This window comes from Agrobacterium sp. 16-172Ci, assembly GCF_053522725.1.
This window is the reverse complement of the sequence record NZ_JBNWBW010000023.1, coordinates 1-20,276: the sequence shown is the minus strand read 5'-3', so window position 1 is coordinate 20,276 and position 20,276 is coordinate 1. Positions and strand designations below refer to the sequence as shown.

Sequence of the window (20,276 nt, the reverse complement as noted above, 5' to 3'; positions counted from 1 at the left end):
AAGGAACCCAGTTGATGACGACATTCGATTTTCGCCAGGCCCTGCAGGGCATCTCCGGTGTTCCGGTAACGGCTTACGATGCAAGCGGCGAAGTGGAGACCGGTGTTACAGCCGAGGTTTACGCCCGCGTCGCGAAGGCAGGCATCCACAATATCGTTGCGGCAGGCAATACGGGCGAATTCTACGCCTTGACGCCCGCGGAAATTCTGAAGGTTTATGAGGCTGCGATAAAAGGCGTCAGCGGCAAAGCCCCGGTTACGGCGGCGATTGGCCGCTCGCAGCGCGAGGCGCTCTCCATGGCGCGTCAGGCAAAAGAAATGGGCGCATCCGCCGTCATGTCGCATCAGCCGGTCGACCCTTTTGCAGCCCCGCAATCGCAGATCGACTATTTTATCGGCCTTGCGGAGGGCAGCGAATTGCCGCTGGTCGCCTATGTCCGGGCGGACGGCTTTTCGGTCGATGACATGGTAAGGCTCGCCGGCCACCCGAATGTCGCCGGCATCAAGTTCGCGACGACCGACATCATGCTTCTGTCGCGCGCGATTGCCGCTTCCGATCCGAACGGCGCTCTATATGTCTGTGGACTGGCTGAAAGCTGGGCGCCTGCCTTCGCGGCGGTTGGTGCGCGCGGCTTTACATCCGGTCTCGTCAATGTCGCGCCGCAATTTTCCCTGCAGGTTCACGACGCCCTGACGGCCGGCAATTTCCCGGCCGCACGGAAGATCATCGAAAAGATCGAATTGTTCGAACGGCTGCGGACACGATATCGCAACGGCGCAAACGTGACCGTGGTGAAGGAAGCCATGGAAATTCTGGGGATGAAGGTTGGCCCCGTGCGTGCGCCGGGACTTGCCCGTCTGGACAAAGAAGACCGCGCAACACTCGAAGGACTGCTTGCCAGCTGGCGTTGATGGACGCCGTACCGGCAAGCTGCACGTTTTCGCTTTTATCAGATCATATGCCGGCCATGAGCCGGCATATGCTTTCCGGGCCTGATGGCTCAGCCGAACAGTGCAAGGCTGCTCTTCACGGTAACCCATACGCCCCACAGAAGCGGAATACCGACAGCAACCCAGGCAAGTGCCGCCTTGGTGTCCAGCCCGCCACGTCCGATGCCGAAGGAACCTGTCGGACCGGCATTGGCGGCCGCCGTCTTTGCCTGCAGCGTCGCGACCTCCGCATCCGACATGAACCACCTGTCCGAAAGCGGCCGCACGAAGGCATTGGCCACGAGGCCAATCGCCAGCATGCCCGCCAGAATATACATGGTGCTGGTGTAGAGCGCGGGTCCTGGCGCCACGCCCGCCGCGATCTGCGCTTCGCGGATGTAGTTAACGACGACGGGGCCGGCGATGCCCGCAGTCGCCCACGCCGTCAGCAGGCGGCCGTGGATTGCGCCGACGAACTGGGTGCCGAAAATATCGGCGAGATAAGCGGGAATGGTCGCAAAACCACCGCCATACATCGACAGGATGATACCGAAGGCGAGAACGAAGAGCGCCTTTTTGCCCATCGTCGCAAGCGTCGGCGCCAGCGCATAAAGAATGATGCCGAGAATGAAGAAGCAGAAATAAGTGTTCTTGCGGCCGATCTTGTCGGACATCGACGCCCAGAAGAAACGGCCGCCAATATTGAACAGGGAAAGCAGCCCGGTGAAACCGGCAGCAATCGCCGCGATCTGCGCCTTCTGCCCGGCATCGAGATCCGCAAAACCCACGCCGGGTAAGCCGATCAGCGAGCCCGCGAAGATTTCCTGCAGCATGGGCGAGGCCATGCCGATGACGCCGATACCCGCCGAAACGTTGAGGCACAGCACCGCCCAGATGAGCCAGAACTGCGGCGTCTTGTGCGCATCGCGCAGATGCACGTGGCGATGGGTTATCATGGCGCTTTTGGCGGAGGGCGCCGTCCAGCCTTCCGGGCGCCAGCCCGATGGCGGAATGCGGTAACCGAAAGCGCCCGCCATCATGAAGACGAAATAGATCAGGGCCATGACCACGAAAGTCTGCCAGACGCCGACCGAAACATCCGTCTTGAAGTTGTTCATCAGCAAATTGGCGAGCGGCGCGCCGATCATCGCACCACCGCCGAAACCCATGATCGCCATGCCCGTCGCCATGCCGCGACGGTCCGGAAACCATTTGATCAGGGTCGATACGGGCGAAATATAGCCAAGGCCGAGGCCGATACCACCGATGACACCGGCGCCCAGCCACATCAGCCACAGTTGATGCGTGATGACGCCGATTGCCGCCACCAGAATGCCGCCGCACCAGCAGCAGGCGGAAACGAAGCCGGCCTTGCGTGGCCCCACTCTTTCCAGCCAGCCGCCCCAGATCGCCGCCGAGCAGCCCAAAAGAACGAAGAAAAGCGTATAAATCCAACCAAGGTCGGCCACGCGCCAGTTACACTCAGTGGTGAACAGCGCACCCAGAAGGGTAAGGCTGGAGCAACTGGGGTCCGTGGCCGGCAGCGCCTTCGACAGCGGCAGCCAGAACACGCTGAAGCCATAGGCCATGCCGATGCATAGATGAATGGCAAGGGCCGCCGGCGGCACCAGCCAGCGATTGAAACCCGGTCTTGCGATTATTCGTTCGCGGTCCAAAAACCCGGCTTGCGCCGCCTCTCCCGCTGTCGCACCTGCTACTGCCATTGACATTACCTCCCTCGTGGATGTCTGGACATGTCACGTTCGCCCCGCCGGGCGAACACCAATATCGCCGAACGTCCCCCGTCCGGCCGAAAATGTGATTATCCGGTCGCGCCGCTCAAGCCTCTGTGCTTTCCGGGACGCTCGGTTCCGAAAGGGACTCGCCAGCAATCGGTCCTTTGCCGCCCGGCGCGCCCTTGGCATCGTCGCCGAGGCCCACGGCATCGGCCGCCGGATCGTCGGGCCGCTTGATCTTCTTCGACGCGGCAAGCACAAGCGGCAGAAAATCACCTGCCCCGGCATCCACCATCTCGAAGAACCGACGTCGCATGCGCGGTTCCCAGAACTTGTTGATGTGGGTGGCGACACCTTCGATGCGAATATCTTCCGGCTGCGACAGAAAGAATGTCGCGATCTGGTTCGCCATTCTCACCAGCTTTTCATCGGTGTGGTTGAGCAACATGACCTCTTCCCCCGCGCCGGCTGCCAGCCGACGCCTCTGTGTGTGACAAGGCCGGGCGCACCCGGCCCTCCTTATTCCGCCGCTTCGAGCTTGCCGCTGATCCGCCGCGAACGGCGGCCAAGCGCATCATATTCCTCCTGCCATTCCGTCGGCCCGTTGGAAGGCGATACCTGCACGGCGGTCACCTTGTATTCCGGACAGTTGGTCGCCCAGTCGGAGAAGTCGGTAGTGATGACATTCGCCTGCGTGCCGGGATGGTGGAAGGTCGTATAGACCACGCCTGGCGCCACACGGTCGGTGATCAGCGCCCGCAGCGTCGTATCGCCCGACCGGCTGGCGAGCTTGATCCAGTCGCCATCCTTCACGCCGCGCTGTTCGGCATCGTGCGGATGGATTTCGAGACGATCCTCCTCATGCCAGACGACGTTTTCGGTGCGCCGTGTCTGCGCGCCGACATTGTATTGCGACAGGATGCGGCCGGTGGTGAGCAACAGGGGGAAACGCGGCCCCGTGCGTTCGTCCGTCGCCACATATTCGGTGCGGATGAACTTGCCCTTGCCGCGCACGAAACCATCCACATGCATGATCGGCGAACCATCCGGGAATTTCTCGTTGCAGGGCCACTGCACCGAGCCCTTCTCCTCCAGATAGTCATAGGAAACACCGGCAAAGCTCGGTGTCGTCGCCGCGATCTCGTCCATGATCTCGGACGGATGCGCGTAGTTCCATGCAAGCCCCATGGCCTGCGCCAGCTTCTGCGTCACTTCCCAGTCGGCATAACCGTTCTTCGGGGACATGACCTTGCGGACACGGTTGATGCGGCGCTCGGCATTGGTGAAGGTGCCGTCCTTTTCGAGGAAGGTAGACCCCGGCAGGAAGACATGGGCGTAATTTGCCGTCTCGTTCAGGAAGAGATCGTGCACCACGACACATTCCATCGCGGCGAGACCGGCCGAAACGTGCTTCGTATCCGGATCGGACTGGAGAATGTCCTCGCCCTGAATATAGATGCCCTTGAAGGTGCCATCCACGGCCGCATCGAGCATGTTGGGAATACGCAGCCCCGGCTCGTTGTTAAGCTTCACGCCCCAGAGTTTCTCGAAGATGTCGCGCGTGGCATCGTCGGAAATATGCCGATATCCCGGAAGCTCGTGCGGGAAAGACCCCATGTCGCAGGAACCCTGAACATTGTTCTGACCGCGCAGCGGATTAACGCCTACACCGGGGCGGCCGATATTGCCGGTCGCCATGGCCAGATTGGCGATTGCCATCACCGTGGTAGACCCCTGGCTGTGTTCGGTGACACCGAGCCCGTAATAGATGGCGCCATTGCCACCCCTGGCATAAAGGCGTGCGGCACCGCGCACCTCTTCTGCCGGCACACCGGTGAAGTTTTCGGTTTCTTCCGGGCTATGCTGAGGCTCGGCGACGAAAGCGGCCCAATCCTCGAATTCCGACCAGTCGCAGCGCTCGCGAATGAAGGCTTCGTTGAACAGACCTTCCGTGACGATGACATGCGCCAGCGCCGTCAGCACCGCGACATTCGTTCCGGGCTTCAGCGGCAGGTGGAAGGACGCCTCCACATGCGGTGTGCGAACGAGATCGATACGGCGCGGATCGATGACGATCAGCTTCGCGCCCTGTCGCAGCCGCTTCTTCAGCCGCGAGCCGAAAACAGGATGTCCATCGGTCGGATTGGCGCCGATCACCAGCACCACATCGGACTGCTCGACGCTATCGAAATTCTGCGTGCCGGCGGAGGTGCCGAAAGCCTGGCCAAGACCGTAGCCCGTCGGCGAATGGCAGACGCGGGCGCAGGTATCGACGTTGTTATTGCCGAAGCCGGCGCGGATGAGTTTCTGGACGAGGAAGGTTTCTTCGTTCGTGCAGCGGGACGAGGTGATGCCGCCGATGGATTCCCGGCCATATTGACCCTGTATACGCCGGAACTCCGAGGCAACATGGGAGAAGGCTTCCTCCCACGTGACTTCCCGCCATGGATCGCTGATCTTTTCGCGGATCATCGGGTTGAGAATGCGGTCCCTGTGGGTGGCATAACCATAAGCGAAGCGGCCCTTGACGCAGGAATGGCCGCGATTGGCCTGCCCGTCCTTCCACGGCACCATGCGCACCAGCTCCTCACCGCGCATTTCCGCCTTGAAGGAGCAGCCGACACCGCAATAGGCGCAGGTCGTGACCAGCGAATGCTCCGGCTGGCCGATCTCGATCACCGATTTCTCCGTCAGCGTCGCCGTCGGACAGGCCTGCACGCAGGCGCCGCAGGAAACGCAGTCGGAATCGAGGAACGCCTCATGCGCGCCGGGCGACACACGGCTTTCAAAACCTCGTCCTTCGATCGTCAGCGCGAAAGTGCCCTGCACTTCCTCGCAGGCGCGCACGCAACGGGAGCAGACGATGCATTTGGAAGGATCGTAGGTGAAATAGGGATTGCTTTCATCCTTCGGCATCCAGCGCGCGTTATGATCGCCATCGCCAGTGCGGGCCTTGACGTGGTTGTCGCCTTCGTATCCGTAGCGCACATCGCGCAGGCCCACGGCGCCGGCCATATCCTGCAGTTCGCAATCGCCATTGGCGGCGCAGGTCAGACAGTCGAGCGGGTGATCGGAGATATAAAGCTCCATCACGCCCTTGCGGATCTGCTTCAGCCGCTCCGTCTGCGTGTGAACGACGAGACCGGGGGCGACAGGCGTGGTGCAGGAGGCGGGGGTGCCATTGCGGCCCTCCACCTCGATCAGACAGAGGCGGCAGGAACCGAAGGCATCCACCATGTCGGTGGCGCAGAGCTTTGGAACATCGATACCCGCTTCGCGCGAGGCGCGCATGATCGAGGTTCCCGCAGGCACAGTCACCTGCCTGCCGTCGATGGTGAGCGTCACCATGTCCGTTGCGTGGGATTTGGGGGTTCCATAGTCGAATTCTGTTACAAGGGCCATGGTCTTACTCCGCCGCTTCAACACGTGGGATGGGGGCAAAATCATCAGGGAAATGCCGAAGTGCGCTCATGACGGGATAGGGCGTGAAACCGCCGAGCGCACAGAGCGAACCGAATTTCATGGTCTCGCAGAGATCTGCGAGGAGTGCCGTATTTTTCTCCCGCTCGATGCCGAGCGCGATCCTGTCCACCGTCTCGACGCCGCGTGTGGAGCCGATGCGACAGGGCGTGCACTTGCCGCAGCTTTCGACGGCGCAGAATTCCAGCGCGAACCGGGCCTGATGCAGCATATCGGCAGTATCGTCGAAAACCACGATGCCGGCATGGCCGATCAGGCCACCGGCGGCGGTGAAGGCTTCATAGTCGAAGATCGTATCGAACAGCGAAACCGGGAAATAGGCCCCGAGCGGACCGCCCACCTGCACCGCCTTGACCGGGCGGCCGGTGATCGTGCCGCCACCGATATCATTGATCAGCTGCCCGAGCGGCAGGCCGAAGGCGGTCTCATAAAGCCCACCATGCCGGATGTTTCCGGCAAGCTGGATGGGAATGGTGCCATGCGAGCGGCCGACGCCGAAATCGCGATAAAACGCCGCGCCGCGATCCATGATGACCGGAATGGAGGCGAGCGAAATCACATTGTTGACGACGGTGGGCCTGCCGAACAGGCCCTGCAAAGCAGGAAGCGGCGGCTTGGCGCGCACGGTTCCGCGCTTGCCTTCCAGACTGTTCAGAAGCGAGGTTTCCTCGCCGCAGACATAGGCGCCGGCACCCATGCGCACTTCGAGATCGAAGGCCCGCCCGGAACCGAGCACGGATGGGCCGATGATGCCTTCGCGGCGGGCGATTGCGATTGCCTGCTCCATGACCTTGATGGCGTAAGGATATTCCGAGCGCGTATAGATGAAACCTTTTGTCGCGCCGACGGCGAGGCCGGCAATCGCCATGCCTTCGATCAGCACGAAGGGATCGCCTTCCATGATCATGCGGTCGGCGAAGGTGCCGCTATCGCCCTCATCGGCATTGCAGACGATATATTTCTGGTCGGCCACCGCATCGGCGACGGTCTTCCATTTGATACCGGTCGGGAAACCCGCGCCGCCGCGTCCGCGCAGGCCGCTTTCGGTCACTTGCGCAACGATATCGGCCGGCGCCATGGCGACGGCTTTTTCGAGGCCTTTCAAGCCCTGATAGGCGCGGTAATCCGCAAGCGACAATGGATCGGTAACGCCGCAGCGGGCAAATGTCAGGCGCGTCTGGCTTTTCAGGAACGGAATGTCCTTCGTCGGCCCGAGACAGAGAGGATGCTCGCCGCCGGTGAGAAAACCCGCATCGAAAAGCGAGGCAACGTCGCTGGCCTTGACCGGCCCGTAGGCAATACGGCCATGTTCGGTGCGCACTTCCACCAGCACTTCAAGCCAGAGCATGCCGCGCGAGCCATTGCGGACAATATGAACCTCGAGGTTGCGGCTGGCCGCCTCGCGGCCGATTGCTTCGGCGACACGGTCTGCGCCAACGGCAAGCGCGGCGGAATCGCCTGGAACAAAAACGGTGACACTCATCGGCGCGCCTCCGCCAGAATGTCGCCAAGACAGTGCTCATCCAGTCGCGCATGAAGCTCGCCATCCAGCATCAGCGCGGGCGCCTGTGCGCAAAGCCCGAGACAGAAGACCGGCTCCAGCGTGACGGAACCGTCGGCTGCGGTTTCGTGCCAGTCGAGGCCGAGCCGGTTCTTGATGGTTTCCGCAAGAGGCTCGCCACCCATCGACTGGCAAGCCTCGGCGCGACAGAGCTTCAGCACATGCCGGCCGGACGGATGATCTCGAAAATCGGGATAGAAGGTCACGACGCCATGGACCTCGGCGCGCGAAATATTCAGCGCGGATGCGACGATCTGCTTGGCGCTTTCCGGTATGTAGCCGAATTCTTCCTGCACCGCGTGCAGAATGGGCAGCAATGGCCCCTCCAGGTGGAGAAGTTCGTCAATGATGGCGGAAACACGAGCCGCCTCATCTGCGGCAACCGCACCGATATTCATAAGCCAGTCCTCCCAAACCGACAGGGGCAGGTATGGCGAACGGCACATGTTTCAGTGTCAGCGCAGCCCCTGCATGGTTCGGGAGAATGGCGAGGTCGGCCGGATCAGGTCAATAATGTGTTTTCGTCAACCGATAGGAAATTCCTATCAAAAGCCATCGCCGCTGCGCGCTGACGCGCCTCATGAAGAAGCGCAGAAACGAGTGGCGTGTGCGGTTCGCGATAGGTTGCGATCAGCCCCACCAGATGCTCCGCATCCGGCTCGGTAATCGGTATCATTCTGATCTGTTTTGGAAAACCGAATGATTCCGCTATGTTACGCGGCATTATTGAAGCCCATTGTCCGGTTCGGATATGCGAAAACAGCACAATCATGGAGTTGGACTCCAATGTCGGCTTCACCTCAACGCCCGCTTCCGCCATATGCTTGTTGATGATGCGGCGGTTCTGCATATCCGAAGTCAATAGGCATAACCTAAGACCTGAAACCTGCTTCCAGGTAACGCTTTCCTGATCGGCGAGCGGCGTTCCGGCTGCTGCAATCAGGTGATATCGCTCCGAATAGAGCGGTACCGTGGTCACTCGGCCAAGAGGTTCATTGTCGAGATAGCTGATTCCCGCATCGATCTCGAGGTTTTCGATCTGGCTCAGGACCTGAAGCGAGGTGCGTGACGTCACGGAAAAGGTCACGTCGGGATGCCGCGCCTGAAAGGATTCCGTCAATCGCGGCACCATCGCAAGGGCCGTCGGAATGACCGCAAGGCGGATGTGGCCCGCCAGACCCTTGCGCGCCGCCCGCATTTCCTCACGCATGGTGCGCGTATCGGCGACGATGCGACGCGCCCATTCGAGAACACGCTGTCCCTCCGGTGTCAGCCCCTGATAACGCGCCGCACGCACCACAAGAACGACACCAAGCTGGTCCTCCAGCTGCCGGATCGCGGCCGAGAGACTGGGTTGGGAAACGCCGCACTCCTCTGCCGCGCGGCCAAAATGCCCTGCGCGCGCCAATGCAATGAAAAATTCCAGCTTGTCGATCATGCGTCCTCCCGCGTCGCTCGCGACCCTGCGATGGTGCGAGCAGGAGAACACTAGAACGAGGCGGGGAAGCCCGCAAATGAATGCCGTTGTTTTCCTGAAACCGCACGGGGTGGCGAGACTGGATTCCATCAGGCACGGGCAGTCATGGGCGCGACGTTCGGTCAACCACTCCAACCGCACTGGACGCAGCTTTATCGCGGCATTGACCCATCCGTCGTTTCGCCTGACCTGCCGCACAGCGCCGGGAAACGAAACCAATCGTCATCGCCGCCGCGATGCCCTACCCTCTCATTTTCTCGAGTTTGCGGCGGCAGGCAAAAGGTATTCGGCGCTTCAGTCGCAGAAACCTTCACTCGCCAGTCGGCTTGATGAAGTCGCTCATCGCAGGCGCCTTGAGGACGAACTGGCGATCCGAGCTGATGTAATTATCGGCATGCAGGCGCGCGATGGGCTGATATCGGTCCGGATCGACATAACGCCCTTCCGCATCGAGACAATCCTTGTGGACATGCATGTGCACGACTTCGCCCAGAACAAGGGTACGGCGTGGATAATCGATCAGGCGCTCCACACGGCATTCGAAGGCGCAGGGCGATTCCGCCGCAAAGCTTGCATCGATCTTGCTGCAGGGCGTGGCCGTCAGTCCGGCAATCGAAAGTTCATCGACCTCGCTGTCGAAACCGAGGCCGCAAACGAGCATCTGTTCGGACAGAGTCATATCGACCATGTTGATGACGAATTCGCCGGTGCGGCGAATATTGGCCATCGTGTCCTTCTCCTCGCCCGTCACATGCGGCTGGATGCCGAGAACAACGATCGGCGGATCATGGGAGAAAACGTTGAAAAAGCTCATCGGCGCGGCATTGTTGTGACCAGCGGCCGAGCGGGTCGTGACAAGCGCTATCGGCCGTGGACCGATAAAATTGGTCAACAAACGATAACGGCTTTGCGGCTCAAGCGCGGTAAAATCGAATTCCATGGGAGTACCTGATTTATTGTATACAATAATATTTCATATTGCAGACAATTACTCAATTGCCCTCCTCACGGGATAGCCGATTTTGCTGTATCACATTTGCGAGCAAGGGAAGAGCAGCAAGCCTGCGCGCATTCTCCGACCAAATGGACGGAGCCGCCATCCACGTATCGACTATAAGCGCAAAAACTCCCCGGCCTGGAGGGGTCCGGGGAGTAAACCTGACATCATGTCAGGAACTTTGACTGGAGCTAGTGACTCACCCGTTCGGAAACGGGGTGGATCTGAGTTGTCTAACCCTACTATGCTTTTTGTAGACTATTAGAACGCGCGCTCGAGACGAACGAAACCGGTCCAGCTGTCGCCAGCACCACTGTCGCGACCTTCGCGGCCGTCGACGTCCTGATAGGTCACCGCAACCTTGGTGGAGAGACCAGACGTGATCTTGTAGCCAGCAGCGACGCCAGCGCGCCATGCATCGCGATCACCCGTGAACTTGCCGTCCTTACCGATATCCAGCGTACCGAAGTACTGGAAGCCGGGGGTGATGGTCAGCTTGTCGGTTGCTTTGATCGAATATTCGGCGGCCACGGTCCATTCCGATTCTTCGTAATATGCATTGGCACCCGATGCCCATGCGCCAGCAAGGCCGAACGTGCCCGGACCGAGGTCTGCCGTCAGGATTGCGCGGATTGCGCCATTCTCAGCATTGGTGTCGTAACCGCCGAGGACGTTGGCCTTAACAGCGCCGAACTTTCCGCCGATGATAGCGCTAATACCGACGTTGTTGTCGGTGGCGCTTTTTCCGTTGGCGGTGGTCCAGTTGCCTTGGGCTACGCCGAGGTTGTTTGTTTTGTTGATGGCGGTGTAACCACCGCTAACCCTTCCAGAGATTACTGTAGCTGCTACATCAGCATCGTTGCCAGCGATAACGCCTTCGAGTTCTTCAACTGCAACACCAGCGTAGAACGAGCCGGCATCGTAGGTGTAACGGATAGCGTTCAGACGGGTCTTGTTGGAGCTGAGCTGGTCATATTCGCCAGCGAGACCATCATCCCACCAGTTGTAGTAGAAACCGACCTTGAGGCCGCTGAGCTCGATAAATGCCTGATCGACGACAACGCCGCGGCTGCTGTCTTGGTCGGCATCGCCACGGAAACCGATATAGCCGCGCAGAGCGCCCAGTTCGGTGTCGGTGCGGGTATCGATGTTGAACTGGGCGCGCGAGAAGCTGTCCCAATCCGAGTCGCCAGCCTTGCCGCGACCGAAGTCCGTCTGGAAACGTACGTAACCGTCGAACTTCAGGCAGGTTTCGGTGCCGGGGATGTAGAAGAAGCCGGTGCCGAAAGCGTCGCAGACGCGAACATATTCCATGGCTTCCGGCTCGGCAGCGACGATGGCGTCAGCGGCCTGTGCGCCGGATACTGCTGCGAGAGCCGCAGCGGAGCCGATAAGAAGGCTCTTGATGTTCATTTGTAATCTCCAGTCAAAAATTTTTCAACGAATGCGCAAATTTGACGGCTGGTCTTTCCCTGCCGCCCGCTTCCCTGCGCTGATTCAGCAAATGACAGAAGTTGCCGCAGACTCGCAATTTAAATCGACAAAATACAAATACAGACAAAGTACACAATTCAATTTCGTAGTAAAATTACAACAATTTAATAGTTTAAAATATAATACTTCTTATTATTATTTCAAAATAATAGAATTTATTACTTTTAAATATTGCCTTAAATTTCTAAATTATAAGACACAAAAACAACAAACGCTCCCGTCCCGTCCGGATCAGGAGGCGTCAGCACGCGCGGGCATGGGGAAGCAAAGTGGTTTTCATCGAGGAAGAAGAAAGGATGCAGGCGACAAAACGTCCGCCCGGCCTCTCCCTGGAAGCCATATCTGGACGATCTGAAACAACCGGTCGCCCGAGGCAGCTTATAGGCGGTGTTCGGGTAAGCCGGTCGCGAATATCGTCGTCTTCGCCAGCATGTCTTCGATCGCCTCTGCCGGCACCGGGCGACTGAAGTAATAACCCTGACCGTAGGGGCAGCCGGCATCCCGTAGAAATGTCGCCTGCTCGCTGGCCTCCACACCTTCGGCAATGACATCGATGCCGAGAGATCCGGCAAGCTGGATCATGATCGAGACGATGGCGCTGTCCTTGGTCTTTTCCGGCAGATGGGTCAGGAACGAGCGGTCTATCTTCATGCACGAGAGCGGGAATGTCTTGAGCATGCCGAGACAGGAATAACCGATACCGAAATCATCCAGCGCCAGGCTGACACCCATCTGTTTGATGGCCCGCATGATCCGCACCGATGTTTCGACATCCTGAATGATGAGCGTCTCGGTGATTTCGATTTCCAGCAGGGATGGCGCAAGGCCAGTTTCCTTGAGCACCGACCTGATCTGCTGCACCAGCCCGCCCTGAAACTGCCGCGGAGAGATATTGACCGCCATTTTGACGGGCGACAGGCCGCCGGCGGCCCATGCCTGTGCCTGACGACAGGCCTTTTCGAGAATGCTTTCTCCGAGTTCGACGATCAGGCCGGTTTCTTCCGCAAGCCCGATGAACTCCGCAGGACCGAGCAGACCTTCCGTGGGGTGCTGCCAGCGCACCAGCGCCTCCACGCCGCTGATCCGGCCGCTGACAAGATCGACCTGCGGCTGGAAGTGCAGCACGAACTCGTCCCTCTTTACTGCCTTTCGCAATTCCTCGATGCGGGTGAACTTCTTTCTCAGATCATCCGCCATATTCGGGGTGAAGGTGGCAATGCTATCGCGCCCGGTATGTTTGGCCTCATACATGGCGAGATCGGCCGCCGCGACGATTTCCGCCGTGGTTTCCCCATGTTCCGGGAAAAAGGCCATGCCGATGCTGCAGGTGACCCTGATGTCGTAATTGCCGATACGCAATGGCTGCGAGACAGCGGCGCGGATGCGCTGCAGGCGGTTTTCGACATCGTCCCTGCGCTCTTCAAGAATGATGACGAACTCGTCGCCGCCGACCCTGAGAACGAGATCGTTCTTCCGGAGGCTTTTCGCAATGCGCTCGGCGGTTTTCGACAGCAATGCGTCGCCGATGCTGTGGCCGAGCGTATCGTTGATCTGCTTGAAATTGTCGAGATCGAGAAAACCGATACCGACCCTTCGGTTCGCCTTTGCCGCAGCCGCCAGTATTTCCGGCAGTCTCGTATCGAGGAAACGGCGGTTCGGCAGCCGGGTCAGCATGTCGTGGTCCGCCAGGAAGGCGATATGCTCCGCCGCCCTTTTTCGGTCGATCGCCAGCCCCGCCATGCGCGCCGCCGCGCCTATGAATTCCACCAGCGCCGCATCCGGCTGGCGGCCAGCCAGCATGCACCAGACGAAACCATGCGCCTTGCCTTCGCTGGCGGGAATATCGAAACTGAAGGCCATGTGTTCTGCCGGATGGACAAGGCTCTCTGGATCGCTGACGCTGGAAACCAGCGCGGCCAGCCCCTTCTGCTGCGCAAGCGTCGGCGAGGCGTAAACGGAAGGTTCTCCTTCCACCGCATCGAACACCCGCACCGCGCAGGCCAGTCCGGTCGCGAGATTTTCGATGGCCTTGACGAATTCCTCAAGAAAATCCTCGATACGCGCTGCCGCGACGATCATTTCCAGAATATGCGCCTGCGCCTGAAGCAGTCTTTCCGAGGCCTTTTTCTGGGTTATGTCCCGCGAGGCGCCGACCACGCCGATGATGTTGCCGGCCTTGTCCTTCAGCGGCACGCGCGACATCATGAGCCAGCGGTCGATATCCCCGCGCATGGCGCGCTCTTCGTAACCGAGATCCGGTTCGCCGGTGCGCATCACCCGCGCCTCGGTATCGGGAATGCCGGCACGCCGCGCCGCTTCGCCGTGAATATCGTAGTCGGTGAGCCCGATCAGTTGCTCGACCGTGTCAAAGCCGTTTTCGGTGACGATGGCGCGATTGGCAAAAAGAAAGCGCCCTTCCAGATCCTTGGCATAGATAAAATCCGGCACGTGGTCGATCATCGCTTCCAGAAGCGCGTGCCGGTCGGAAGGATTGCTGTTTTCGCTCATGTCACGAGTGGCGGATGGCGTGACATCGCGCTTTTTTCGCGACATCCGGTTTTCTTCGGGTGTCTTCGGGCCTTTGGAACGCACCTCTCCGCCTCATCATTTTATAAGGAAGCAGAATAGTAGGATTATACGTATTATATAAATATGAACAACGGCGGGAGATTGCCGGGAAACCCGCCTTTTGCAGCAGCCTCCCCGAAGCCCTGCCGGCTTGAATCAGAACGGCGCAACCGAAGCTGCGCCGTCAAGGCCACAGGCGGCAATTCGTTGACGGTCACACCACCGGCGTCGGCAGTTCTTTGCCGGCAAAATGGGCATCGAGATTGGCGAGAACGAGATCGGCCATGGCGCGCCGCGTCTGGTGCGTGCCGCTGCCGACATGCGGCGCGAGCGTGACGTTGTCGAAGGCGAAAAGCGCTTCCGGCACACGCGGCTCATCCTCGAAGACATCCAGCGCAGCACCTGCGATCGTGCCGTTCGCAAGCGCTTCGACCAGCGCCTTTTCATCCACCAGCGAGCCGCGCGCCACATTAACGAGCACACCCTGGGGCCCGAGGGCCTTCAGCACATCTGCATTGACGATATGGCGCGTTTCGCCAGTAGCGGCGGCGGCGATGATCAGCACATCGCAATTGGCGGCAAGCGCCTCGATGCTGTCATAATAATCATAGGCGACATCGCGGCGGTTTCTGGCGGTGTAGGAAATGCGCGCATCGAAACCTTCCAGCCGCTTTGCGATTGCCTGACCGATGCGGCCGAGGCCGAAGATGCCGTAACGGCGGCCGGCCACGCGGGTGGAAAGCCCCATATCGCCCTTCAGCCATTGGCCGGTGCGCACATGCTGATCCGCCTGCGGCAGCTTGCGTGCCTGCGCCAGAACGAGGCCGAGCGCGAGGTCGGCGACATCGGCCGTCAGCACGTCAGGCGTATTGGAGACGCGAAAACCGCGTCGCTTGGCTTCGGCGAGATCGACCTTGTCGAAACCGACACCGTTGATGGCGACAATTTCAAGATTGGGAAGTGCAGCGCCGATATCCGCCGGAAGGCCGATGTGGCCGCCGGTGACGACGCCGCGGATTGAAGCACCCTTTTCAGCAAGGAACGCCGCCTTGTCAGCAGCCTCGAACAGGCGATGCACGGTGAAGCGCTGCGCAAGTTCCTGTTCCAGTGCCGGGATGAGCGGGCACAATTGCACGATTTCAGTGGTCATGAAGTTTCCTTTGCGCCGGTGAACTACTTCACATCGGCCTTAACGAATTGCCGGAGTTCCGGCGTTTGCGGGTTGGCGAAGAGTTCGGATGAACGACCCTGCTCCCAGATCTTGCCCTTGTGCATGAAGATGGTTTCGGTCGCGACGCGGCGTGCGAAGGCCATTTCATGGGTGACGAGGATCATGGTCATGCCGTCTTTGGCGAGGTTTTCCATGACGGTCAGCACTTCCTCGGTGAGTTCTGGGTCGAGAGCCGAGGTCACCTCATCGAACAGCATCACCTTCGGCCGCATGGCGAGCGAGCGGGCAATCGCCACGCGCTGCTGCTGGCCGCCGGAAAGCTGATCCGGATAGGAATCGAATTTCTCCGACAGGCCGACGAGTTGCAGAACTTCGCGGGCAATATCCTTCGTTTCCGATTTCGCCACGTCCTTGACGATGCGCGGCGCAAGCATGATGTTTTCGCCGACCGTCAGATGCGGGAAAAGGTTGTAGCTCTGGAACACGATGCCGACATCGGTGCGCAGCTTGCGCAGCGCCTTGGCATCTTCGCCGATGGCGTGACCGGCGATTTCGATGCGGCCCGAATTGATCTTCTCCAGCCCGTTCATGCAGCGAAGCAGCGTGCTCTTGCCCGAACCCGAGCGGCCGATGAGGGCGAAGACTTCACCGCGGCCGACCGTCAGCGACACGCCTTTGAGGACTTCCAGAGCGCCAAAGCTCTTGTGAACGTTTTCAACGATTACTTCCGGCATGAAGCCTCCTTTCCAGCCAACGCGACAGCTGGGACAACGGGTAGCAGACGATGAAATAAAGCACGGCCACGGCGACGAAGACGCGGAACGGCTGGAACGTGGCATTGTTGATGAGCTGCCCCGCTCTCGCCAGTTCGACGAAACCGATGATCGATGCGATGGACGTATTCTTGACGACCTGAACGGCGAAACCGACGGTCGGCGGTAGCGAAATGCGGATAGCCTGCGGCAGGATGACGTAGCGATATTGCTGGGCGCGGGTCAGCGCCAGCGATTCCGACGCTTCCCATTGCTGCTTCGGCACCGCCTGGATGCAGCCGCGCCAGATTTCCGCGAGGTAACCCGATGTATAGATCGTCATCGAGGCGCCGGCGGCAAAGAGCGGCGGCAGTTCCAGCCCGGCAAGGCTGAGGCCGTAATAGGACAGGAACAGGATCATCAGCACCGGAATGCCCTGGATCACCTGGATATAAGTGCCGGCGGCAATGCGCAGCGCCTTGAAATTCGAGGTGCGGGCGAGCGCCACGAAGAAGCCGACGATGCCGCCGCCGATAAGCGCAATGATCGTCAGAAGCACGGTCCATTGCAGGGCGGTCAGCAGGAAGCCGAATTCGTTCCAGCCGAAAGTTCGAAGAGTCATGACTGCACCTCCGGCATGGCGGTCATCGTCTTGCGGGCAACGCGACGGCCGAACAGCCACATGCCGACGAGGGCAAGAATGAGCCGCAGGCTGAGCGCCAGCGCAAGATAGATGAGCGTGACGACGATATAGACCTCAAAGGAGCGATAGGTCTGCGATTCCACGAAGGCTGCGGCAGCCGCAAGCTCATGGGTGGAAATGGCCGAACATATGCTCGATGCCAGCATCATCAGCACGAACTGGCTGCACAGCGAGGGATAGACTTTGGCGATGGCCGGCACGATGATGACGTGGCGATAGATCTGGTACTTGGTGAAACCCAGCGCCTCGCCCGCCTCGATCTGCGACTTGTGCACCGCCTCGATGCCGGCGCGGATGATTTCCGTCGAATAGGCCGCGAGATTGATCGTCATGCCGATCAGCGCCGCCGTATCCGCCCCTACCCTGAAGCCGAGGCCCGGCAGGCCGAAATAGACGATGAAAAGCTGCACGAGAAACGGCGTATTGCGGATGATTTCCACATAACCGTCCACGATGATGCGGACGATGCCGCCATTGATGGACCGCAGCGAGGCCAAAAGAATGCCGAAAGCGCAGCCGAGCACGATGGACAGGACAGACAGCTTGATCGTCAGCCATATGCCGTTCAGAATCTCGTTATGATACTGGGCGAGCGCGCCGAATTGGAATGTATAGGACATGCGTCACTCCGTTGACATTTCCCGGGCCCGCCGGAAGTCTTCCCGGCGGGCGCGTTGAAAGGCTCAATCAGAAGCTTGGCAATTGCGGCAGCGGACGGCCGGTCCACTTGACCGAGATGCGGTCGAGATCGCCGGACATCTTCATGAGATAGATGGAGGTGTTCAACCATTGGCGCAGCTCGAAATCCTCAAGCTTGGTCGCCATGGAATTGCCCTGCTGGAAGAAGGTGAAACCGACCTGCAAACCGGCTTCCGGGCGCTGCTTGATGATCGCCTCACCCACCGTGGACGGCAGGGCCACCGCATCGACCTGACCGGCGAGCAGTGCCTGGGCGCTGGTGGAATCGTCTTCGTAAACGACGATTTCAAGACCTTCGACATTGGCCTTGCGCAGCGCGGTTTCCTGCGAGGAACCGCGATTGACCGAAACCCGCTTGCCCTTGAGGCTGTCGAGATTTTCGAACTTCTGGTCCTTGCCGGAAATGATGTCCATGTTGAAGGCGCTGTAAGGCTGCGTGAACATCACGGTCTTGGCGCGCTCGCCGGTCGGCGCAAGCGTGGCAACAAGGAAGTCGACCTTGCCGGTCTGGAGTGCGGGAATACGCGCAGGCGGCGTCAGCGGCACCAGTTCCACCGGCAGCGACAGGTAGGAACCAATGAGATTGGCGACATCGACGTCGTAACCAGAGGGATTGCCCTTCTCATCCACCATGCCCATCGGCGGGGCACCGGTCAGAACACCGATCTTGACCTTACCGCGCGCCGTGATCTCGCTGAGCGAGACGGCATGGGCGGACGTGGTGGCGGCAAGCGTTGCTGCTGCAACACCGACGGCGACGGTCATGTTCTTCAGAAATCTGGATATGCTCATGGTTTCTCCTCCAACCTTATAGTGGCTGCCCAGAATGGAACAGCGGCCTTGCGCAAACCGGAAAATGTTCTCGATAACATTTTAACGCGATTGACTAAAAACTCCTCCCAAGAAACTGCGAAAGCACAAAACCAGATGAATTTCCCATGAAATTCAATGTTTTCGGCTGGTTATCGATTTTCCTCTGTTCGACACCGCTTCACGTTCTTGGCAGGATCAATAATGCATGTTATCGGTATCATTGCAAGTCCGATCTACAGAACTGTTTCGGTCGGCAATCATTCGGGAGGAAACATGTATACACGCTCGGCAATTTTCGAAGGCAGGATTCACCCTGGCCGGGAGGAGGAGTTTTTCCGCATCGTTGAGGAAAAATTGCTGCCGGTCTGGAAACGCATGCCGAATGCGCAGGCCGTGCGGGTGATGCGCACCGAGCGCACGGACCCGGACGCGGCCTCGATCATCATGGTGCAGGAAATCGACTATCCGTCGATGGAAGCAGTGGAGGAAGCGCTGGTTTCCCCCGTCCGGCTGGAAGGCCGGGTGCTGACGGATGAGATGATGAGCATGTGCGACGGACGTTTTTACCATCTGGTCTATAGCCGCGTCGCATAAATCCGGTGCACGCCGCATCGATCTGCAATCATACGGCGTGCTTTCCCTTATTGTCTTCGTGTATGTCTTGTCCTGAACCGGTTCGAATTTAGGGAGACATGCTTTGGTGGAGCGCACGCCCTTGGCCGCAGCGTTAGTCACGTCAAAAAAAGCAACCATGAGCGATGTCTCGAAACTCGCGGGCGTCTCCAAGATGACCGTTTCGCGGGTGCTGGCCGATCCTGCCCTGGTGTCGGAAGAGACGCGCCAGAAGGTGATGAAGGCCATCGAGAAGCTGGGCTATGTGCCGGACCGCATCGCCGGTTCGCTCTCTTCCCGCCGCACCAATTTCATCACCGCCATCCTGCCGACGCTCACCAACTCCAACTTCGCCGATAGCGCTCAGGGGCTCGCCAATGCGCTGCGCGCGGCCGATTACCAGTTGCTCATCGGCTATACGATGTACGATCTGCAGGAGGAGGAACGCGTCATCCGCACCATGATGGAGCGCCGCCCCGATGCCATCGTCGTCGCCGGCACGGTGCATACCAAGATGGCGAGCGAGGTGCTGATGCGCGCCGGTATCCCGATCGTGGAAATCTGGGACGTTCCCGAACACCCCATTGACCATGCGGTTGGTTTTTCCAACTACGAAGTGGGAAGAACTGCCGCCAAGCATCTGATATCGCTTGGCTTTAAGAAAATCGGTGCGCTCGGATCGAGGGCCGATGGCGATGTGAAGGACTGGCGCGGCGAAAGCCGCCTGCTCGGTTTTGGCGCGGCCCTGCGGGAAGCCGGCATTGCCGACGATCTCATCATCCGCGAGGGCAGCGCCCCGGTCTCCTATGACCACGGGGCCAAAACGCTCGGCTCGCTACTGGCCAAGGCCCCGGATGTCGAGGCCATCTTCGCCGTATCGGATATTTCCGCCGTCGGCGCACTGATGGAATGTCATCGACGGGGAATCAGTGTCCCGGACCGCATTTCCATCCTCGGCTTCGGCGACTTCGATATCGGCCGGCAATGTTACCCGGCGATTTCAACGATCCGCGTCGATGCCCAGATGATCGGCCGCAGGGCGGGCGAGTTGCTGCTTTCGATACTGGAGGCGGAAAAGGATGCCGTTGTTCCCGAAGGCGCAAGGGTGGATGTCGGCTTCGAGCTGATCGTGCGGGAGACGACGAAGCGGCTGGGTGGGTGAGGCTCTAGCTAGAGCGGGCGCCACTTGTTTCTTCTCCCCGCCGGGGAGAAGGTCGCGGCAGCGGGATGAGCGACTGTCTTTGATGTCAAGCGTTTTGCCATGGTTTGTTGTCTCTGATGATG

Annotated in this window: 18 protein-coding genes; 4 read left to right on the top strand and 14 right to left on the bottom strand. The window is 59.7% G+C overall.

What is annotated here, in order from left to right; all coding sequences use genetic code 11:
* Window positions 1–14 precede the first annotated feature (14 nt).
* Window positions 15–911, top strand: a complete 897-nt coding sequence (locus ACQZ40_RS18980) for a dihydrodipicolinate synthase family protein (protein WP_174000738.1) — start codon at window positions 15–17, stop codon at window positions 909–911.
* 89 nt (window positions 912–1,000) lie between these two features.
* On the opposite strand, the gene ACQZ40_RS18975 is transcribed toward ACQZ40_RS18980, so the two are convergent.
* The 8 genes from ACQZ40_RS18975 to ACQZ40_RS18940 form a co-directional block, all read right to left on the bottom strand.
* Window positions 1,001–2,653: an OFA family MFS transporter gene (locus ACQZ40_RS18975; RefSeq protein WP_448748463.1), complete on the bottom strand. Its 1,653-nt coding sequence runs from the start codon at window positions 2,651–2,653 to the stop codon at window positions 1,001–1,003.
* A gap of 115 nt (window positions 2,654–2,768) precedes the next feature.
* A complete protein-coding gene (locus ACQZ40_RS18970; RefSeq protein WP_065657700.1) occupies window positions 2,769–3,113 on the bottom strand; it encodes a formate dehydrogenase subunit delta in 345 nt (114 codons plus the stop codon).
* A 71-nt stretch (window positions 3,114–3,184) separates the two neighbouring features.
* On the bottom strand, window positions 3,185–6,067 hold the full coding sequence (fdhF, locus tag ACQZ40_RS18965; protein WP_448748462.1) for a formate dehydrogenase subunit alpha: 2,883 nt from the start codon (window positions 6,065–6,067) through the stop codon (window positions 3,185–3,187).
* A 4-nt stretch (window positions 6,068–6,071) separates the two neighbouring features.
* The gene (locus ACQZ40_RS18960; RefSeq protein ID WP_220317882.1) at window positions 6,072–7,628 is read right to left on the bottom strand and encodes a formate dehydrogenase beta subunit; all 1,557 of its coding nucleotides are present in this window, start codon (window positions 7,626–7,628) and stop codon (window positions 6,072–6,074) included.
* Window positions 7,625–8,104 carry a formate dehydrogenase subunit gamma gene (locus tag ACQZ40_RS18955; protein ID WP_448748461.1) on the bottom strand — a complete coding sequence of 160 codons (480 nt, stop codon included), beginning with the start codon at window positions 8,102–8,104 and terminating at the stop codon, window positions 7,625–7,627. The genes ACQZ40_RS18960 and ACQZ40_RS18955 overlap by 4 nt, the downstream gene beginning before the upstream one ends.
* Before the next feature lie 104 nt (window positions 8,105–8,208).
* On the bottom strand, window positions 8,209–9,144 hold the full coding sequence (locus ACQZ40_RS18950) for a LysR family transcriptional regulator (protein ID WP_003521693.1): 936 nt from the start codon (window positions 9,142–9,144) through the stop codon (window positions 8,209–8,211).
* A gap of 349 nt (window positions 9,145–9,493) precedes the next feature.
* Window positions 9,494–10,123, bottom strand: a complete 630-nt coding sequence (locus ACQZ40_RS18945) for a flavin reductase family protein (protein ID WP_448748460.1) — start codon at window positions 10,121–10,123, stop codon at window positions 9,494–9,496.
* Between the two features lie 318 nt (window positions 10,124–10,441).
* Window positions 10,442–11,593, bottom strand: a complete 1,152-nt coding sequence (locus tag ACQZ40_RS18940) for a porin (protein WP_078053893.1) — start codon at window positions 11,591–11,593, stop codon at window positions 10,442–10,444.
* Window positions 11,594–11,624: 31 nt separating this feature from the next.
* On the opposite strand from ACQZ40_RS18940, the gene ACQZ40_RS18935 reads away from it, so the two are divergent.
* Window positions 11,625–12,029, top strand: coding sequence for a hypothetical protein (locus ACQZ40_RS18935; protein ID WP_448748459.1), 405 nt, complete (start codon window positions 11,625–11,627; stop codon window positions 12,027–12,029).
* 23 nt (window positions 12,030–12,052) lie between these two features.
* Here ACQZ40_RS18935 and ACQZ40_RS18930 read toward each other — a convergent pair whose 3' ends face one another.
* The 6 genes from ACQZ40_RS18930 to ACQZ40_RS18905 all read right to left on the bottom strand — a co-directional run bounded on the left by ACQZ40_RS18930 (window position 12,053) and on the right by ACQZ40_RS18905 (window position 18,359).
* A complete protein-coding gene (locus tag ACQZ40_RS18930; RefSeq protein ID WP_448748458.1) occupies window positions 12,053–14,227 on the bottom strand; it encodes a putative bifunctional diguanylate cyclase/phosphodiesterase in 2,175 nt (724 codons plus the stop codon).
* A gap of 229 nt (window positions 14,228–14,456) precedes the next feature.
* Window positions 14,457–15,392 (bottom strand): 2-hydroxyacid dehydrogenase, encoded by a 936-nt coding sequence (locus ACQZ40_RS18925; RefSeq protein ID WP_448748457.1) that lies wholly within the window; start codon window positions 15,390–15,392, stop codon window positions 14,457–14,459.
* A gap of 23 nt (window positions 15,393–15,415) precedes the next feature.
* Window positions 15,416–16,147 (bottom strand): amino acid ABC transporter ATP-binding protein, encoded by a 732-nt coding sequence (locus tag ACQZ40_RS18920; RefSeq protein WP_003521699.1) that lies wholly within the window; start codon window positions 16,145–16,147, stop codon window positions 15,416–15,418.
* Window positions 16,128–16,787, bottom strand: coding sequence for an amino acid ABC transporter permease (locus ACQZ40_RS18915; protein WP_003521700.1), 660 nt, complete (start codon window positions 16,785–16,787; stop codon window positions 16,128–16,130). The genes ACQZ40_RS18920 and ACQZ40_RS18915 overlap by 20 nt, the downstream gene beginning before the upstream one ends.
* Entirely contained in the window at window positions 16,784–17,488 is a 705-nt protein-coding gene (locus tag ACQZ40_RS18910; protein WP_448748456.1) for an amino acid ABC transporter permease, read from the bottom strand. Before ACQZ40_RS18910 ends, ACQZ40_RS18915 begins: the two co-directional genes overlap by 4 nt.
* 67 nt (window positions 17,489–17,555) lie before the next feature.
* Entirely contained in the window at window positions 17,556–18,359 is an 804-nt protein-coding gene (locus ACQZ40_RS18905; protein ID WP_046801225.1) for a transporter substrate-binding domain-containing protein, read from the bottom strand.
* A 294-nt stretch (window positions 18,360–18,653) separates the two neighbouring features.
* On the opposite strand from ACQZ40_RS18905, the gene ACQZ40_RS18900 reads away from it, so the two are divergent.
* Both ACQZ40_RS18900 and ACQZ40_RS18895 read left to right on the top strand, forming a co-directional pair.
* Window positions 18,654–18,974, top strand: a complete 321-nt coding sequence (locus ACQZ40_RS18900) for a hypothetical protein (RefSeq protein WP_003505663.1) — start codon at window positions 18,654–18,656, stop codon at window positions 18,972–18,974.
* Window positions 18,975–19,131: 157 nt separating this feature from the next.
* Window positions 19,132–20,154: a LacI family DNA-binding transcriptional regulator gene (locus tag ACQZ40_RS18895; RefSeq protein ID WP_174037898.1), complete on the top strand. Its 1,023-nt coding sequence runs from the start codon at window positions 19,132–19,134 to the stop codon at window positions 20,152–20,154.
* The last annotated feature ends 122 nt before the right edge of the window (window positions 20,155–20,276 follow it).

What these genes read in the sequence shown, in the direction of transcription:
- ACQZ40_RS18980 (WP_174000738.1), top strand. Translation starts at nt 15, where the DNA reads ATGACGACATTCGATTTTCGCCAGGCCCTGCAGGGCATCTCCGGTGTT.
- ACQZ40_RS18975 (WP_448748463.1), bottom strand. Translation starts at nt 2,653, where the DNA reads ATGGCAGTAGCAGGTGCGACAGCGGGAGAGGCGGCGCAAGCCGGGTTT.
- ACQZ40_RS18970 (WP_065657700.1), bottom strand. Translation starts at nt 3,113, where the DNA reads ATGTTGCTCAACCACACCGATGAAAAGCTGGTGAGAATGGCGAACCAG.
- fdhF (WP_448748462.1), bottom strand. Translation starts at nt 6,067, where the DNA reads ATGGCCCTTGTAACAGAATTCGACTATGGAACCCCCAAATCCCACGCA.
- ACQZ40_RS18960 (WP_220317882.1), bottom strand. Translation starts at nt 7,628, where the DNA reads ATGAGTGTCACCGTTTTTGTTCCAGGCGATTCCGCCGCGCTTGCCGTT.
- ACQZ40_RS18955 (WP_448748461.1), bottom strand. Translation starts at nt 8,104, where the DNA reads ATGAATATCGGTGCGGTTGCCGCAGATGAGGCGGCTCGTGTTTCCGCC.
- ACQZ40_RS18950 (WP_003521693.1), bottom strand. Translation starts at nt 9,144, where the DNA reads ATGATCGACAAGCTGGAATTTTTCATTGCATTGGCGCGCGCAGGGCAT.
- ACQZ40_RS18945 (WP_448748460.1), bottom strand. Translation starts at nt 10,123, where the DNA reads ATGGAATTCGATTTTACCGCGCTTGAGCCGCAAAGCCGTTATCGTTTG.
- ACQZ40_RS18940 (WP_078053893.1), bottom strand. Translation starts at nt 11,593, where the DNA reads ATGAACATCAAGAGCCTTCTTATCGGCTCCGCTGCGGCTCTCGCAGCA.
- ACQZ40_RS18935 (WP_448748459.1), top strand. Translation starts at nt 11,625, where the DNA reads ATGCGCAAATTTGACGGCTGGTCTTTCCCTGCCGCCCGCTTCCCTGCG.
- ACQZ40_RS18930 (WP_448748458.1), bottom strand. Translation starts at nt 14,227, where the DNA reads ATGTCGCGAAAAAAGCGCGATGTCACGCCATCCGCCACTCGTGACATG.
- ACQZ40_RS18925 (WP_448748457.1), bottom strand. Translation starts at nt 15,392, where the DNA reads ATGACCACTGAAATCGTGCAATTGTGCCCGCTCATCCCGGCACTGGAA.
- ACQZ40_RS18920 (WP_003521699.1), bottom strand. Translation starts at nt 16,147, where the DNA reads ATGCCGGAAGTAATCGTTGAAAACGTTCACAAGAGCTTTGGCGCTCTG.
- ACQZ40_RS18915 (WP_003521700.1), bottom strand. Translation starts at nt 16,787, where the DNA reads ATGACTCTTCGAACTTTCGGCTGGAACGAATTCGGCTTCCTGCTGACC.
- ACQZ40_RS18910 (WP_448748456.1), bottom strand. Translation starts at nt 17,488, where the DNA reads ATGTCCTATACATTCCAATTCGGCGCGCTCGCCCAGTATCATAACGAG.
- ACQZ40_RS18905 (WP_046801225.1), bottom strand. Translation starts at nt 18,359, where the DNA reads ATGAGCATATCCAGATTTCTGAAGAACATGACCGTCGCCGTCGGTGTT.
- ACQZ40_RS18900 (WP_003505663.1), top strand. Translation starts at nt 18,654, where the DNA reads ATGTATACACGCTCGGCAATTTTCGAAGGCAGGATTCACCCTGGCCGG.
- ACQZ40_RS18895 (WP_174037898.1), top strand. Translation starts at nt 19,132, where the DNA reads ATGAGCGATGTCTCGAAACTCGCGGGCGTCTCCAAGATGACCGTTTCG.